At 69.8% G+C, this 15,563-nt stretch carries 18 protein-coding genes and 1 pseudogene; 6 read left to right on the top strand and 13 right to left on the bottom strand.

What is annotated here, in order from left to right; all coding sequences use genetic code 11:
* Nucleotides 1-8 precede the first annotated feature (8 nt).
* Nucleotides 9-424, top strand: a pseudogene (locus tag AC1DKV_RS17305) (porin); the annotation flags it as partial.
* Here AC1DKV_RS17305 and AC1DKV_RS17300 read toward each other — a convergent pair.
* Nucleotides 415-1,578: an AGE family epimerase/isomerase gene (locus tag AC1DKV_RS17300; RefSeq protein ID WP_441619160.1), complete on the bottom strand. Its 1,164-nt coding sequence runs from the start codon at nt 1,576-1,578 to the stop codon at nt 415-417. The pseudogene AC1DKV_RS17305 and the gene AC1DKV_RS17300 sit on opposite strands and share 10 nt — an antisense overlap.
* A 391-nt stretch (nt 1,579-1,969) precedes the next feature.
* On the opposite strand from AC1DKV_RS17300, the gene AC1DKV_RS17295 reads away from it, so the two are divergent.
* A complete protein-coding gene (locus AC1DKV_RS17295; protein WP_477137696.1) occupies nt 1,970-2,242 on the top strand; it encodes a hypothetical protein in 273 nt (90 codons plus the stop codon).
* A gap of 147 nt (nt 2,243-2,389) precedes the next feature.
* On the opposite strand, the gene AC1DKV_RS17290 is transcribed toward AC1DKV_RS17295, so the two are convergent.
* The 7 genes from AC1DKV_RS17290 to phnG form a co-directional block, all read right to left on the bottom strand.
* Nucleotides 2,390-3,619: an alpha-D-ribose 1-methylphosphonate 5-triphosphate diphosphatase gene (locus AC1DKV_RS17290; protein WP_477137695.1), complete on the bottom strand. Its 1,230-nt coding sequence runs from the start codon at nt 3,617-3,619 to the stop codon at nt 2,390-2,392.
* 42 nt (nt 3,620-3,661) lie between these two features.
* Nucleotides 3,662-4,459 carry a phosphonate C-P lyase system protein PhnL gene (gene phnL, locus AC1DKV_RS17285; RefSeq protein ID WP_477137694.1) on the bottom strand — a complete coding sequence of 266 codons (798 nt, stop codon included), beginning with the start codon at nt 4,457-4,459 and terminating at the stop codon, nt 3,662-3,664.
* A 2-nt stretch (nt 4,460-4,461) separates the two neighbouring features.
* Nucleotides 4,462-5,244: a phosphonate C-P lyase system protein PhnK gene (phnK, locus tag AC1DKV_RS17280; RefSeq protein ID WP_441619152.1), complete on the bottom strand. Its 783-nt coding sequence runs from the start codon at nt 5,242-5,244 to the stop codon at nt 4,462-4,464.
* Entirely contained in the window at nt 5,241-6,218 is a 978-nt protein-coding gene (locus AC1DKV_RS17275) for an alpha-D-ribose 1-methylphosphonate 5-phosphate C-P-lyase PhnJ (protein WP_477137693.1), read from the bottom strand. Before AC1DKV_RS17275 ends, phnK begins: the two co-directional genes overlap by 4 nt.
* Nucleotides 6,215-7,366, bottom strand: coding sequence for a carbon-phosphorus lyase complex subunit (locus AC1DKV_RS17270; protein ID WP_441619149.1), 1,152 nt, complete (start codon nt 7,364-7,366; stop codon nt 6,215-6,217). The genes AC1DKV_RS17275 and AC1DKV_RS17270 overlap by 4 nt, the downstream gene beginning before the upstream one ends.
* A 1-nt stretch (nt 7,367) precedes the next feature.
* Nucleotides 7,368-7,946, bottom strand: coding sequence for a phosphonate C-P lyase system protein PhnH (gene phnH / locus AC1DKV_RS17265; RefSeq protein ID WP_477137711.1), 579 nt, complete (start codon nt 7,944-7,946; stop codon nt 7,368-7,370).
* A 73-nt stretch (nt 7,947-8,019) separates the two neighbouring features.
* Nucleotides 8,020-8,532, bottom strand: a complete 513-nt coding sequence (gene phnG / locus AC1DKV_RS17260) for a phosphonate C-P lyase system protein PhnG (protein WP_477137692.1) — start codon at nt 8,530-8,532, stop codon at nt 8,020-8,022.
* A gap of 198 nt (nt 8,533-8,730) precedes the next feature.
* On the opposite strand from phnG, the gene phnF reads away from it, so the two are divergent.
* The 4 genes from phnF to phnN all read left to right on the top strand — a co-directional run bounded on the left by phnF (nt 8,731) and on the right by phnN (nt 12,201).
* Complete coding sequence (gene phnF / locus AC1DKV_RS17255) at nt 8,731-9,465, top strand: phosphonate metabolism transcriptional regulator PhnF (protein WP_477137710.1); 735 nt, start codon at nt 8,731-8,733, stop codon at nt 9,463-9,465.
* A 164-nt stretch (nt 9,466-9,629) separates the two neighbouring features.
* Nucleotides 9,630-10,823 carry an alpha-D-ribose 1-methylphosphonate 5-triphosphate diphosphatase gene (locus AC1DKV_RS17250; protein WP_477137691.1) on the top strand — a complete coding sequence of 398 codons (1,194 nt, stop codon included), beginning with the start codon at nt 9,630-9,632 and terminating at the stop codon, nt 10,821-10,823.
* Nucleotides 10,824-10,834: 11 nt separating this feature from the next.
* Nucleotides 10,835-11,581, top strand: coding sequence for a DUF1045 domain-containing protein (locus AC1DKV_RS17245; protein ID WP_477137690.1), 747 nt, complete (start codon nt 10,835-10,837; stop codon nt 11,579-11,581).
* Nucleotides 11,578-12,201: a phosphonate metabolism protein/1,5-bisphosphokinase (PRPP-forming) PhnN gene (gene phnN / locus AC1DKV_RS17240; RefSeq protein ID WP_477137689.1), complete on the top strand. Its 624-nt coding sequence runs from the start codon at nt 11,578-11,580 to the stop codon at nt 12,199-12,201. Before AC1DKV_RS17245 ends, phnN begins: the two co-directional genes overlap by 4 nt.
* 34 nt (nt 12,202-12,235) lie before the next feature.
* Here the strand turns inward: phnN and AC1DKV_RS17235 are convergent, their stop codons facing one another.
* From AC1DKV_RS17235 to phnD, 5 genes are all read right to left on the bottom strand, one after another.
* Nucleotides 12,236-12,388 (bottom strand): hypothetical protein, encoded by a 153-nt coding sequence (locus tag AC1DKV_RS17235; protein WP_441619139.1) that lies wholly within the window; start codon nt 12,386-12,388, stop codon nt 12,236-12,238.
* Between the two features lie 52 nt (nt 12,389-12,440).
* Nucleotides 12,441-12,941: a GNAT family N-acetyltransferase gene (locus tag AC1DKV_RS17230; protein WP_441619137.1), complete on the bottom strand. Its 501-nt coding sequence runs from the start codon at nt 12,939-12,941 to the stop codon at nt 12,441-12,443.
* A gap of 22 nt (nt 12,942-12,963) precedes the next feature.
* Nucleotides 12,964-13,506, bottom strand: a complete 543-nt coding sequence (locus AC1DKV_RS17225) for a phosphonate degradation HD-domain oxygenase (protein WP_441619135.1) — start codon at nt 13,504-13,506, stop codon at nt 12,964-12,966.
* A 67-nt stretch (nt 13,507-13,573) separates the two neighbouring features.
* Nucleotides 13,574-14,365: a phosphonate ABC transporter, permease protein PhnE gene (gene phnE, locus AC1DKV_RS17220; protein WP_477137688.1), complete on the bottom strand. Its 792-nt coding sequence runs from the start codon at nt 14,363-14,365 to the stop codon at nt 13,574-13,576.
* A gap of 127 nt (nt 14,366-14,492) precedes the next feature.
* Nucleotides 14,493-15,488 (bottom strand): phosphonate ABC transporter substrate-binding protein, encoded by a 996-nt coding sequence (phnD, locus tag AC1DKV_RS17215; protein WP_477137687.1) that lies wholly within the window; start codon nt 15,486-15,488, stop codon nt 14,493-14,495.
* Nucleotides 15,489-15,563 lie beyond the last annotated feature (75 nt).

The following is a 15,563-nucleotide window of genomic DNA, read 5'->3' as shown; positions in this document are numbered from 1 at the left end:
CCCCCGCCATGGAAACTCCCGTGCGCGACATTGCGGCAAGACTGCGGCACGCCAGCCTCCTTGTCCTGCTMGGGCTGGCCTGCCCGGCAGCGTTTGCCCAGAGTACGGTCACCGTCTATGGCCGCCTGAACACGGCCCTCGAATACGCGCGCGCCAGCACCGCCACCGACGGCACCGCACTGGCAGCACCGCCCGCATGACCAACTACCGCTCGGTGTTCGGACTGCGTGGCGAAGAGCCCCTCGGCGGCGATTTCAAGGCGGTCTGGCAGATCGAGAGCAACCTGTCGGTCGACAACGGCCAGGGCGGTATCGCCGGGCGCAATTCGCGGGTAGGACTGGCAGGGCCATACGGCCTGGTCTTCATGGGCCACTGGCATACGCCCTATACCGAGTCGACCATGGGCTATGACCCCTACCACCCGCAGGCTTCGGCCAGCGCCTGGTAGGCGGTGGCAAGGTGGTATGGCGTGGTCGAAGGCATCTCGGCGCGTTCCACGGCGCCTGCCGGCGACAGGCATTCGTGCCAGCCGCCCGCATGCAGGAAACGCGCCGGGAAGGCCTGGAGCCATGCGCGCAGGAGCGCCAGCGCCGTGGCATCGCCGCGCACCGCCAGCGCCCGCGCGAACTCGGTCTGTGCCCAGATCCGCTGGGTCGCCTCGCGCGGCGAGCCATCCAGGCCGAGCGCGGCGGCCACGCCCATGGTTTGCTTGTCCACGCCATGCTGCAGGGCGAATCCGAACGCCCGCGCCATTGCATGCTCTAGCGCGGAGCCGCCGAACAAGTCCGGCGCCGATGCCAGCAGCGAGAACCACTCGAACTGGTGGCCCGGCTCCACGCGATTGTCCCCAGGCGCGGCCGCCCCGGCGATCTGCGCCGGCAACGGCAGCTCGGCGATGCAGCCGGTGGCCGGGTCGACGAACGCGGCCAGCACGGCCGCGGCAATTGCCTGCAGGCGCGTGGCGTAGAAGCTGTCGCCGGTCAGCGCGTGGGCCGCCAGGTAGGCTTCCGTGAGATGCATGATCGGGTTCTGCAGCGGTGTGCCGGCCGGGCTCAAATCCTGCGTCAGCGCAGCGTGATAAAGCCCGTGCCCGGTGGCGAAGCGCGCCTCGACCAGCTCGGTGGTCTCCTCCAGCAAGGCGCGCGCCTCGGCGCTGCCCGTGCGCTCGGCGTAGGCCGCGCAGGCGAACACCACGAAGGCGTGCGTGTACAGGTCCTTGGTGCCATCGAGCACACGCCCCTGCGCATCGATGCTGTAGACGACGCCGCCGTGCGCGCCATCGGCAAAGCAGCGGCGCAGCGACGAGAACAGCTGCCCGGCATGGGCAGCCCCGGCGGCGCTCGCATCTTGCGAGAACACGTAAAGCTGGCGTGCGCAGGCCATCGCGCGGTAGCGGCTCACCGGCAAGGGCTGCCGGTCCGCGCCGCCCAATGCCTCGTATGGCAAGGCCATGTCCGCATTCCAGCCGGGACCGCGCCACAGGGGAAGGACCGCGGCATCATAGTGCGTGCGCAGGGCGGCGACGGATACTGCGATCGACGCGGCTTCGTCGGGGGCAAGGCTCGGGGTGGCGTTCATGCGGATGGAATGTCGGTAAGGCGCTCCGGTGGCGGCATGCCGCGGCACGGATGCTCGTATGGCCGCAAATATACCTMAGGGCGGCGCAAGGGCGACCCGAAAGAGACCGGCACCCGCATCCGGAGTGCCGCACGCACCCCTCTCCCGCTTCGAACAGCCACAATCCTTGATCCTGCCGCCAGATCGCCTAACCTTACCGCGTGGCCCCTGGCATTGTGTTACGCGCCAAGSGGCTATCGAGCCGCATTMCGCCCCCGCCGCGGCTCCCGGGCCACATACCCTGTTCTGTGCCTCCAGACTGGACGGAAAGCGCCCCGTTTCCCGCCAGCGAGGCACTTTCGGGCCATCCGGCGCTGCCGGATACCGAGCCCACTCTCCATGGGAGAGCGCGATGGAAAAGCCGATTGTGAGCCCGCTGCGTTTCGTTGAACTACTGAACGCAAGACTGCCCGCCCATCCTCTGTATCAGGAAGGCATGCGCGTGTACGCCATTCCCAACCATACGGATCATCCCCGCAGCCTGGTCTGCGTCGGCCCGCGCGGCGTGAACGGCGTCTGTGCCACGGTGGAGCTGATCGTGCGCGGCGAATGCGAAGTGGTCCCCGATATCCCGGGCGAGTGGCACGCCCCCCGCCACACCGCCGGCMACGCCTCGCACCACTAGCACCGCACCGCTCGGACCCGTTCCAGCCCCCGGTAAGGCGGAGGCGGCAACGTCACGCGGACGGTGTCCTCCGCCCGCACCACGCCAGCGGCAAGCACGATGCCCATGATGCCGGCCTTGCGCGCCAGGCGGCACCGGCACCGGCCATCATGCCGCTACGCGCCCTTCGCGGCGCGCCGCCGGTTGCGCGGCGCCATTGGCGCTCTGCGCCGTGGCGTGCGCCGGATAGGCGGCAGCGAACACCAGCCGGCCCGCCGACCACGTGTGCGAGACCAGTGGCTGCCCCGCCACCATGGCCACCGACACGAGATCCGCGCGCAGCCCCGGCTCGATCCGCCCGCGATCGGTCAGGCCACAGGCCCGCGCCGGATTGGCGCCGACCAGCGCGGCCGCCTGCGACGGCGTCAGCCCCGCTTCGCGCTCGGCGGCAAACGCAGCGGCGATCAGCGTGGACGGCTGGTAGTCCGAGCACAGGCAGTCGGCCACGCCAGCGCGGATGGCATCGATGGCGCGCATCGAGCCGCTCTGGCTCTGGCCGCGCAGCACATTGGGCGCGCCCAGGATGGTCGGCAGGCCCTGCGCGACGGCGGCGCGGGCGGTCTCCAGGTTGATCGGGAACTCGCTCATGCGCACGCCCAGCGCCTGCATGGTGGCGATGCGCTGGACCGAGTCGTCGTCATGGCTGGCGGCGGGCACGCCGAGGCGCGCGGCCAGCGCCAGCAGGCGCTCCACGCGCTCGAGCGCGCCCTGTTGCTCGGCCACCTTCTTGTCGGCCGCCGCGACGGCTTCCTCGCGGCTCATGTCGTGGTTGCCGATCATGTAGGCCACGTAGGCTTCCAGCGTCTTGAACTGGCCCTGGCCGGGCGAGTGGTCCATCACCGAGACCAGGTCCACCACGCCGGCTTCGAGCAGTTGCTCCAGCACCGGCAGCGCGCTTGCGTCGGTGACTTCGTAGCGGCAGTGGATACGGTTGTCCACCAGGCTGTGGTCGCGGAACGCGGCCACGGTGCGCACGATCTGCGCGGCGGTSTCGTTGTTGCGCACGCCGAACTGCKTGCTGGCGAAGGACAGCGCGTGATACGGCGTGGTGATGCCGGCGGCGGCATTGCGGCGGTCGACCTGGGCCACGGCGAAGTCGAGCGGGAACATCACGCGCKAGCGCGGCTCGGCTTCTTTCTCGATGGCGTCGCAGTGCAGGTCGATCAGGCCCGGCATCAGGGTCTGGCCGCACAGGTCGATCACCTGGGCGGCACGCGGCACATCGGCGGCGGCGGGCTCGATGGCCGCGATGCGGCCATCCTCGATCAACAGCGCGCTGTCGGCGAGCAMGCCATCGGGCAGCACGATGCGCGCGCGGRTCAGGTAGGCAGGAAGCATGGTCGGTTCCGGGGACGGTTAGGAACGGATGGAACGGCGGGTTCAGGCCGGCACGGCGGCCAGCTTGCMGGCCGGGGCGTGCGCGGCCGGTGCCGGATGCAGTGGCAGCAGCCGCGTGGCGACGGCATCGCGCACCGCTTCGTCGTGGAAGATGCCGACCAGGCAGCGGCCCTCGGCCAGTGCCTCGCGGATCAGCGCCACCACCACCGCGCGGTTGTCGGCATCGAGCGAGGCCGTGGGCTCGTCCAGCAGCAGCACCGGATGGCCGCCGATCAGCCCGCGCGCGATGTTCACGCGCTGCTGCTCGCCGCCCGAGAACGTGGCCGGGGGCAGCGCCCACAGCCGGCCCGGCACMTGCAGGCGCGCCAGCAGCACGGCGGCGCGCTCGCGCGCCTCCTCGAAACTGGCGCCGCGCTGCTGCAGCGGCTCGGCCACCACGTCGAGCGTGCTCACGCGCGGGATCACGTGCAGGAACTGGCTGACATAGCCGATCACCTCGCGCCGCAACTGCAGGATGCGCTGCTCGGGCGCGCGGGTCAGCTCCACCCACTCGGCTTCGTCGCGGATGCGGATGCTGCCTTCGGTGGCCAGGTAATTGCCGTACAGGCAGCGCAGCAGCGTGCTCTTGCCCGCGCCGGAGCTGCCGGCCAGCACCACGCACTCGCCGGCGGCGGCGTCGAAGTCGATGGCCTGCAGCACCGGCAGGCGCGTGCCGCCCTGGTTGTGCAGGACGAAGGTCTTGCCCAGGCCGCGCACCTGGATGCGCAGCGCGTCGGCGGGGTTGGCAGGATTGCCGGGATTGCCGGGATTGCCGCGATTGGTGTCGAAGTCTTGCGTCATGGTCAGCCCTGCAGGATGGAGGACACCAGCAACTGGGTGTACGGGTGGTGCGGGTCGTCGAGGATCTGGTCGGTCAGGCCGCTTTCCACCACGCGCCCGCCCTGCATCACCAGCGTGCGGTGCGCCAGCAGGCGCGCCACGGCGAGGTCGTGGGTGACGATGATGGCGGCCAGGCCGAGATCGGCCACCAGGCGGCGCAGCAGGTCCAGCAGGCGCGCCTGCACGGAAACGTCCAGGGAGGCCGTGGGCTCGTCCATGAATACCAGGCGCGGATGCGTGACCAGGTTGCGGGCGATCTGCAGCCGCTGTTGCATGCCGCCGGAGAAACTGGTGGGCGCATCATCGATCCGGCCGAGGTCCAGTTCCATGCGCTCCATCCATGTGCCGGCGACCTCGCGCAGCTCCCCATAGTGGCGCCCGCCCACGGCCATCAGGCGCTCGGCGATATTGGCGCCGGCGCTCACGCGCATGCGCAGGCCATCGCGCGCATTCTGGCGCACGAAGCCCCAGTCGGTGCGCGCCAGCAGGCGCAGGCGGGCATCGGACAGCGTGGCCAGGTCCACCAGGCCCTGCTCGCGGGTGTCATAGCAGACGCTGCCGGCCTCCGGCGCGGCCTGCCAGGACACCGCCTGCAGCAACGTGCTCTTGCCGGAGCCTGATTCGCCCACCACGCACAGCACTTCGCCCGGGAACAGGTCGAAGCTCACGTCGTGGCAGCCGTGCACGCCGTCCCAGGTGCGGGTCAGGCCGCGCACGGACAACAGCGGCTGGTCGGTACGGCTCATGCTGGCTCCTTGCTGCTGGTGCTGGTGATGCTGCTGGTGTTATTCGGGGCCACGCCGGCCGGGCCGCTCATGCCCTGCTCCTGGCGCGTGGCGCAGTATTCAGTGTCGGAGCAGACGAACATGCGCCCGCCCGCGTCGTCGGTGATGATCTCGTCGAGATAACTGTGGGCCGAGCCGCACAGCTCGCAGCAGCCGTCCCAGGTTTCCACGGCGAACGGATGGTCGTCGAAGTCCAGGCTCTTGACGCTGGTGTATGGCGRCACGGCATAKACGCGCTTCTCGCGCCCCGCGCCGAACAGCATCAGCGCCGGGCTGTTGTCCAGCTTGGGGTTGTCGAACTTGGGGATCGGCGACGGGCGCATCATGTAGCGCTGGTTCACCATCACAGGGTAGTCGTAGGTGGTGGCGATGCGGCCGTGGCGCGCGATGTCCTCGTACAGCTTGACGTGCATGGCGCCGTACTCGGCCAGCGCGTGCATGGTGCGCGTCTCGGTCTCGCTCGGCTCCAGCCAGCGCAGCGGCTCGGGGATCGGCACCTGGAACACCATGATCTGCCYGGCCGCCAGCGGCGTCTCGGGGATGCGGTGGCGGGTCTGCACGATGGTGGCCTCGGCGGTGCGCTCGGTGGCGCGCACGCCCGTGACGCGGCCGAAGAAGCGGCGGATGTTGATGGCGTTGGTGGTGTCGTCCGAGCCCTGGTCGATCACCTTGAGCACGTCGTCGCTGCCGATGATGGAAGCCGTGACCTGGATGCCGCCGGTGCCCCAGCCATAGGGCAGCGGCATCTCGCGGCTGCCGAACGGCACCTGGTAGCCGGGAATCGCCACCGCCTTGAGCAGCGCGCGGCGCAGCATGCGCTTGGTGGATTCGTCGAGATAGCCGAAGTTGTAGTGCTCGTCGCGCACGGCGGCGTCGGCCGTGGCGCTGGTGTTCGTGTTCGTGTTCGTGGTTGTGTTCGTGCTGGCGTTGGTCATGATGCGAGTGCCTCCTGCGCTTGCGTGCCGTCGGCGGGAGCCGCGGCGGCTTGCGCCGCTTCGGCCCGGGCCGGCGCCGCCTGCGCGCGCTCGGCGCGCAGCCGGCGCAGCAGTTCGAGATTKGTCTGGAAGTCCACGTAGTGCGGCAGCTTCAGATGCTGCGTGAAGCCGGAAGCTTCCACGTTGTCGCTGTGGTAAAGCATGAACTCGATGTCATTGGCGGGCGCGTCGGCAGCCTCGCCCAGCTCGGCGGCGCGCATGGCGCGGTCGGCCAGCGCCATCGACATGGCCTTGCGCTCGCCGTAGCCGAACACCAGGCCGTAGCCGCGCGTGAAACTCGGTCCCTCCTGCGCGTTGCCGGCGAACTGGCTGACCATCTGGCATTCGGTGACCTCGATCTCGCCGATGGTCACGGCAAAGCCGAGTTCCTCCACGAACAGCTCGACCTCGACATCGCCGTAGCGGATCTCCGCCGCGAACGGGTGCGAGTTGCCGTAGCCACGCTGGGTGGAATAGCCCATCGACAGCAGGAAGCCCTCATCGGCGCGCGCCAGGTTCTGCAGCCGCGCGGGGCGMGCCGCGGGCAGTTCCAGCGGCTCGCGCGTCAGGTCGGGCGGCGCGGGGTCGCCGGCCGGCACGGTCTCCGGCTCGATCAGCGCTTCCTGGCGCAGCAGGTCGGTCACGCGCGGCATGCGCGCGTCCAGCGTGGACTGCGCGGGCGGCAGCGGCGCGTGGTCGCGCTCGGCCTCCAGCGTGAAATCGAGCAGGCGCTGGGTGTAGTCGTAGGTCGGCCCGAGTACCTGGCCGCCCGGCACATCCTTGAAGGTGGACGAGATCCGGCGCTGCAGGCGCATGGCGCCGGTATCGAGTGGCGCGCTATAGCCGAAGCGCGGCAGCGTGGTGCGGTAGGCGCGCAGCAGGAACACGGCTTCGATCAGGTCGCCCGCGGCCTGCTTGATGGCCAGCGCGGCGAGGTGCGGATCGTACAGCGAGCCCTCGGCCATCACGCGCGACACCGCCAGCGGCATCTGCTCGCGCACCTGCGCCAGCGTCAGCTCCGGCACGGCGCGGTCGCCGCGGCGGTAGTCGTCGAGCATGCGATAGGAATTGAGGATGGCGCGTTCGCCACCTTTGACGGCTACGTACATATCAGAGCTCCGCTTGGGTGGTGCGTGGCAACGCGCTCAGGGCGTGGCCGCTGGTCAGCAGCACGTCGACGCCCAGCGGGAAACGCGCCTGGTTGGCGTGCCACTGGGTCCAGAAGTCCGCCGGCAGGCCTTGCGCGGCGAGCGTGGCCTCATGCTCGATGCCGGGGCCGCGCAGCGTCACCGCCGGGCCGTCCGACAGCGATGCCACTTCCAGCAGCAGCGTGGCCGAGCGGTCCKGGTAGGCCGGATCGCCCTGCGCGCAGGCTGCCAGCGCCGGGGCCACGCAGCCGGCCGGCACCGCCACGAAGGCAGCCTGCCCCGCGTCGTCCACCAGCGGGCAGCCGCAATGAAAACGCAGGAAGGCGCGCACGGCATCGGGCGTGCCGGGCGGCAGCCACACGGGCGTATCGGCATCCGCCAGCGTCAGCAGCAGCGCGCTMAGCGCCGGCGACAAGCCCTGCGGCACGCCGCAGGGCTCGGCCAGTTCGCGCACGGTGCCGGGACGCGACATCGCATCCAGCGCGGCACGGAAGATGCGCTGCGCCGATTGCACGGCATCGTCAAAGCCGGGCAGCAGCATCGCCGCGCCGGCGCGGCCTGCGGCCGCGTTGTCGTAACCTGCCGCAGCTGCGGCATTTGCTTGGCCTGGCATCTCAGTCTTCTCCGCGCACCATCGTAAAGAACTCCACCTTGGTCTGTGCCGCCACCGCCGCCTGGTGCGCGCTGCGCGCCACGCGAGCCTGCGCCAGCGGCGCAATGACTGCCGCCTGCACGCGCTCGTGCCAGCCCGGCAACTGCAGCAGCGCGTCCAGCACGGCGATCCGTTCCGCCTGGCGGTGCGTGCGGCCCTGTACATAGCCCACGCCGACCACGCCKCCGGTGTCCGACTCCATCGTCACCGCACAGCGCGTGACGCTGACTTCGCCCAGGTTGAACTGGGCGCCGGTGCCGCCGGCGCGTGCKCGCGCCATGGCCATGCCGCTMTCGGGCTTGCGCAGCATGCGGTGCGCGGGCACCGTGCCTAGCTGTCCGAATGCCTGCTCGAGCGCCTCCGGCGCCGCCAGGGCCAGCTCGCGCAGCCAGGCGGCGCGCGCGGCGTGCCCGGCATGGGCCGGGCKGGTGTCRCCTGCGGCGCGGGCGGTGCTTCCGGTCTCGGTCCGATCCATCTGTACATCCCCTATACGTCTATACGTTTAGATGTAGAATACCATCCATGGGCCGAACTAGAACACAGCCAGATGAAGCTTTCGTGACGGCCGCCCATCCCGCCCGGTACCATGCACGGGACGGCGCCGTTGAGGCACAATCGCATCCCATTGAAGCATGCCGATGATGAACGCAGGATGACGAAGGGGCAGGACAAGATGGTGGAACAGGAAGTCGAACGGGGTTCGGGAGTTGCGGTATGGCGCCAGATCGGCGAGGCCCTTGCCCTCKACATCCGCAACAAGCTCTATGAGCCGGGCGAGCGCCTGCCGCCCGAGCCGGAGCTGGCCAGCCGTTTCGCCGTCAACCGCCACACCATCCGGCGCGCCATGGGCGARCTGGAGCAGAACGGCCTGGTGCGCATCGAGCAAGGCCGCGGCACCTTCGTGCAGGARCACGCSATCGACTACGCCATCGGGCGGCGCACGCGSTTYTCGCAGAACCTGGCCAGCCAGGGCATGCGCGGCCATATCGAGGTGATMGAGTCGCAGACCTTGCGCGCGCCCGAGATCGCCAGGCACCTCGGGTTGCCGCGCAACGCCCCGGTGCTGCGCGTGCAGATGCTCGGCAAGGCCGAGGCCCGCACCATCGACGTGGCCGAGCACTACTTCGACGCCGCGCGTTTCCCGGAACTCGAAGCGCAATTGCGCGCACGCCAGTCGATCTCCAAGGCGCTCGCGCATTTCGGCGTCGCCGACTACACACGGAAATGGTCGCGCATCACCGCGGCCATGCCGTCGGCGCCGGTGGCCCGCCAGCTCAGCCAGCCCAAGACGCGGCCCATCCTGCAGGTGGAGGCCCTCAACGTCGATGCCGACGGCGTGCCGCTGCACTACAGCGTGGCGCGCTTCGCCGGTGACTGGGTGCAGCTGACGGTGGCCGACCAGGATTGACGGCCGCGCCAGCCACATGGCCTGCATAAACGGCATAATCTGCACGATCCGCGCGGCCAATGCCCGATTGCGCATGGCCGCCGACAGCACCACGAACGCATTGCCAGCACAACACAATTGGTCTAGACATCCGCTTGTCATCTGCCCGCGCTAAGGTCGCCAGCATGAACTCCAATCACGCACTGCACCCCACCCTCGCCGGCCTCAGCGGCCGGCGCGTCCTCACCCCCAACGGCATCGCGCCGGCCGACCTCGCGTTCCGCGACGGCTGCATCGGCATGCCCGGCGCMGCCGGCCCCTCGCTCGATGCTGGCGACCTGCTGGTGCTGCCCGGCATCGTCGACATCCACGGCGACGCCTTCGAGCGCGCGGTGATGCCGCGCCCCGGGGTCAGCTTCCCCTATGACGGCGCCCTGTTCGACGTGGACCGGCAATTGCTGGCGCACGGCATCACCACCGAACTGCACGGCGTCACGCTGTCGTGGGAAGGCGGGCTGCGCGGCGAGGCCTATGCGCAGCGCATGTTCGAAGGACTCGAACGCATGCGTGGCGCGCTGGGCGCCCAGCATCACGTGCACCTGCGCTTCGAGGCGCACCACCTGGCCGGCCTCGACATCGCGCTCGAGTGGATCGCCAGCGGCAAGGTGCGCTTCCTGGCCATCAACGATCACCTGCCGCAGATGCTCAGGCGCATGCAGGACACGCGCAAGCTCGCCGCCTACGCCGAGCGCGCCGAGTGCGACCCGGCCACTTTCGGCCAGCGCCTGGAGCAGGCCCGGGCAAAAGGCCACGAGGTACCCGCGGCGGTGGGCCGCCTGATCGCCGCCGCCCGCGCCGCCGGCCTGCAGGTGGCATCCCATGACGACGGCGACKCCGCCACGCGCCAGGGCTTCCACCAGCAAGGCTGCACCGTCGCCGAGTTTCCGCTCACCGTGGAGGTGGCGCGCGCCGCGCGCGCGCTGCGCAACCATACCGTGTTCGGCGCGCCCAACGTGATCCGTGGCGGCAGCCACACCGGCGCGCCGGATGCCACCGAGATGGTCGCCGCCGGCCTGTGCGACGTGCTTGCCTCCGACTACTACTACCCCGCGCCGCTGCAGGCCGCCTTCCGCATTGCGCAGCTCGGCGTGCTGCCGCTGCCGRCCGCGTGGGACCTGGTCTCGCGCAATCCGGCCCGCGCCGCCGGCCTGGGCGACCGCGGCGCGCTGGGCCCGGGCCTGCGCGCCGACGCCATCCTTGTCGACGACAGCAACCCTGCCCTGCCCCAGGTCTGCGCCACCATCGTGGGCGGGATCCTGCATCACGCCACACGTGCCTTCCCGCTGCGCCAGGCCAGCGGCGAACGGCGCGCCKCCTGAGGCCCTTGCCCATGACGCCGAGCCAGTTGCCGCACGCGTACCGCTACGCCATCTACCTCACCCCGGCCGCGCCGTGGCGCGATTTCGGCGCCCGCTGGCTCGGCCGCAGCGCCGAGACCTGCGCCCCGGTGGCCCGCATCAGCGACGATCCCCGCCTGGTGCAATGGACCCGCGCTCCCGCGCAATACGGCCTGCACGCCACGCTCAAGGCCCCGTTCCGGCTCGCGCCCGGCCGCACCCCTGACGGACTGGACGCCGCCCTGCGCGCTTTCGCGCCCGGACGTCAGCCGTTCGCCGTGCCGCTGGCGCTGCGCAACCTGCGCGGCTTCCTGGCCTGGTGCCTCGGCGACGACACMGGCGCCAACGCCCGCATGCACGCGCTGGCCGATGCCGCCGTGCGCGAGTTCGACGCGTTCCGCGCCCCGCCCAGCGGCGAAKAAATCKCGCGCCGCAGGCCCGAGGCGCTGGGGCCCGAAGCACGCCGCATGCTCGCCGCCTGGGGCTACCCGTATKCCTTCGAGACCTTTATCTTCCATATCACGCTGAGCGGCATGCTCGACGAGCCGGACCAGGCTGCCGCCGCCGCGCTGCTGCAAGCGCACGCCAGCCACCTGCTGGACGTTCCGATGCCGGTGCGCGACATCAGCCTGTTCGTCCAGCCGGCTCCGGACGCGCCCTTCGTGGCCGCGCGCCACTACGGCTTCGACGGCAGCACGACCGACGCCGCCGGTGCCGCCCTGCGGCCGGAGGCGGCATGACCGCCGCGCCACCGGATTGCCGCGCCGGGCGGCAGCTGATCTACCTGATGGGGCCTTCGGGCAGCGGCAAGGATTCGCTGCTGCGCGCCCTGCGCGACCGGCTCCGGCCCGACGAGCGCGTCCTGATCGCACATCGCTACATCACGCGCGCCAGCAACGCAGACGAAGCCAGCGTGCCGATCACGCCCGCCGAATTCGATCGCCGTGCCGCGCTCGGCTGCTTCGCTCTGCAGTGGGACAGCCACGGCCTGCGCTACGGCATCGGCATCGAACTCSACAGCTGGCTCGCGCAAGGCATGTGCGTGGTCGTCAACGGCTCGCGCGAATACCTGCCCGATGCATGCGCACGCTATCCCGCCCTGCACGCGGTGCAGGTCAGCGTGCGCCCGCAGGTGCTGGCGCAGCGTTTGCGCCAGCGCGGACGCGAAGACGAAGACGATATCGCCCGGCGCCTGGCGCGCGCCGCCGAGCCGTTCGCGGTGCCGGCGGGATGCCGCTTTACCGGGCTCGACAATAGCGGGCCGCTGGAGGCGGCGGCGGCTGTGCTGGCGGAGATCGTGCGCGATGCCGGTTATGCGGGTGCCGCCGAAGACGAACTGGCCGCGGCCAGACGTTCCTGAGCCGGGCCGCCGCTGGCGTGCCGCGCGCGCCAGGCTACGGCAAGGTGCCGGCGCGTTCCAGCAGCCAGCCCCGCAGTGCCGCCGTGTCTTCGATGTCGCCCTCGAAGCGCCACGCCGGGACATAAGGCACATTGTTGCCGCGCGGCCGGTTTCGCCAGAGCTTGAGCGCAAGCGCAAGGATGGGCATCCGGGATGATCTGCCGCATGGCGGCAAGGTTACTTCCGCGGTTGGCCCCCCCTCAATCCCCCGCCAACTCGATGCTGAAGCTGATCCCGTGCTCCCGGAACCCCAGCCGCCGATAGAACTGGTGCGCCTGCAGCCGCCGCGCATTCGACGACAAGGCCAGCTTGTCCGCCCCCGCCTCGCGCGCCAGCCGCATCGCGGCGTGCATCATCGCCGACCCGACTCCGCCGCCGCGCGCGGCCTGCGTGACCACCACGCTCTCGACGATGGCTTCATTGCGCCCTTGGTGCGCCAGCACGGGAAACACCAGCAGGCAGAAGGTACCCAGCGGCACGCCGCCGGCGCCGAGCATCAGATAGCAGCGGTAATCCGGCATGGTCCGCAGCCGCGCAAACAGCGCGCGCATGCGCGCCAGGGGCAGCGGTGCTTCGCCGTCCATCTCCGACAGCAAGGCGGCCACCTGTTCCAGTTCGGCGTCGGTTCCGCTGACCTCGTGCAGCGTCAGGTGGCCGGCCGGCTTGTCCGTATCCCGCTTGTCCATATCCGGCTTGTCCATATCCGGTTTTTCCTCGCGTGTTTCAAGCCTGGGCAGGCCGGCGGATGCAGCGCTCGACCATGGGCAGATAGTGCTCCAGCGGCGGCGTGACGAGGCCAACCACCTTGGCGAGATCGTCGTAGCGCCGCAGGCGCACCGCCGCCGCGCCATGGGGATGCGCGGCGAAGGCGTTGGCCTGGGTCGCATCGAAGGGGCCACCTTGCAGCGCAAGGCTTTGCTGCGAKGCCGGCGACAATGCGGCCTGGTAGGCGGGCTCGATGGCGCACAGGTAGCGCTTGGCGGCCACGTGCAGGCGGATCGGCTCGGTCACGTCCGGGCCAAAGCCKACCGCCAGCAGGTCGGCGCCGACTTCCTGGTGGCGCATGTCGGTGGTGCTGTCCTCCGCCATCACGAGGTGGCCGAGATCGTGCAGCAGGCTGGCGACCACCAGCGGCTCGGGATCGCCGGCCTGCTCGGCCAGGTGCGCGCACTGCAGCGCGTGCTCGGTCTGGGTGATGGACTCTCCGCCGTAGAAGCTGGCGCCGTGGCCGGAGAAGAGGATTTCGATGCGCCTGAGGATGGTCATGAACAGAGGTGTCGTGTGGAAAAGCCCGCGCCGGCGCCCTGCTGCGCCGCGCGCGGTGATGCCGGAGTCAGACCAGCGCCTTGCGGATCTGGGCGGACAGCAGGTCGATGGCGGTGACGAAGGCAACGATGATGATCATCACGGCACACGTCTCGGCGTACTGGAAGCTGCGGATGATTTCCCACAGCACCGTGCCGATGCCGCCGGCGCCAACGATGCCCACCACCGAAGCGGAGCGCACATTGGATTCGAAACGATACAGCGCATACGAGATCCACAGGGGCAATACCTGCGGGATCACGCCGTAGACGATTTCTTCCAGCGCGCCGGCGCCGGTGGCGCGCACGCCTTCGACCGGGCGCGGATCGATCGCTTCGACCGCCTCGGAAAACAGCTTGGCCAGCACGCCGGTGGTGTGCACCCACAGCGCCAGCACGCCGGCGAAGGGGCCCAGCCCCACCGCGACGATGAACAGCATGGCGAACACCATTTCATTGATGGCGCGGCAGGAGTCCATCACGCGGCGCATCGGCTGGTAGACCCAGCCCGGCACGATATTGGCCGAGCAGGCCAGGCCCAGCGGCACTGCCACCACCACGGCCATGAAGGTGCCCCAGATGGCGATCTGTACGGTCACCACCATCTCGTCGAGGTAGATGCGCCAGTCGCGGAAGCTCGGCGGAAAGAAGTCGGCGGCGAACCTGGCCATGTTGCCGGAATCGCTCAGCAGGTCGAGCGGACGCATGTCGGCGCCTTGCCACGACAGCGCCAGCAGCGCGAGTACCACCGCCCACACGAGCAGGACTGGCAGGCTGGCGCGCGGCGGGCGCGCGGCGCGGGGCGAGGTGGCTKGGATCATGGATGGGCTGGCGGGTCGATGCATAAAGACGAAAAGCGCGAAGGCGCGGGAAAACCGGGGTGAAGCAAGACTGCGCGGCGCGGCGGCAAGGCGCGGTTCGGGCGCCTTGCCGCCGCCGTTTGCGCGCTTACTGGGCGCTGGTGGCTGCGAGCTTGTCCAGCTCGGCCAGCTTGCGGGTGACATCGGCAAGGCGCTTGTCCTTGTCGGCGCCAGCCAGCGTGGTGTCGGACTCGATCTTGCTCTTTTCCTTGGCCAGCTCGATCTGGCGGATCGGCACCAGCTGGGCATCGGAGGAGGCACGGAAGCCCTGGTAGGTCAGCGGCGCCAGGTTGGCTTTCTCGCGGGCAGCGTYGGCGCCCTTGCCGTAGTTGACGAAGAAGGCCTTGATCCTGGTCTTGACGTCGGCCGGCAGGTCCTTGCGGTAGACCAGCGGATCGGCCGGGATCAGCGGCGACTTCCACAGCACGCGCACCTGGTCATAGGCGTTCTTGCCGGTATTGATGCGATAGCGCTCCATGTTCTYGGTGTTGTTCACCGCCACGTCGACCTGCTTGTTCATCACCGACAGCAGGTTGGTCTCGTGGTTGCTCACGCGCACCGTCTTGAACAGCGTCTTCGGCTCGAGGTTGCGCGCGCCCCACAGGTAGTGTCCGGGCACGGCGGTGCCGGAGGTCGAGTTCGGATCGCCGGCGCCGTAGCTCAGCGACTTGCCGTTCTTGATCACGTCTTCGACCGACTTCAGGTCGCTGTCCTTGTTGACGATCAGCAGCGACCAGTAGCCCGGATTGCCGTCCTTGTCGATCACCGAGGCGAACACTTCGCCGTTGGCGCGGTCCACCGCCTCGATGGCCGACTTGTTGCCGAACCAGGCAACCTGCACCTTGTTGAAGCGCATGGCTTCGATGATGCCGGCGTAGTCGGAGGCGAAGAAGGGCTTGACCTGCACGCCCAGCTGCTTGCTGAGGTCGTCGATCACGGGCTGCCAGGCCGACTTCAGGTTGGACGACGTCTCGGTCGAGATAAAGCCCATGTTGATGGTCTTGCCTTCCTGGGCGAGGGCGGGCAGCGCGAAGGCGCCGGCGGCGCCGGTGACGATCAGGGCAACAAAGGTTCTGCGCAGCATGAATAGCTCCGGGGGATGCTTGGTTAGGGTTGCTTGCGGTGAGACTTGCGAAAGCGCTACGAGAAAAGCTCGGGA

Source organism: Cupriavidus sp. 05T41, assembly GCF_056396525.1.
The sequence above is the reverse complement of the archived record's forward strand: the minus strand, read 5'-3'. Positions and strand labels throughout refer to the sequence as shown.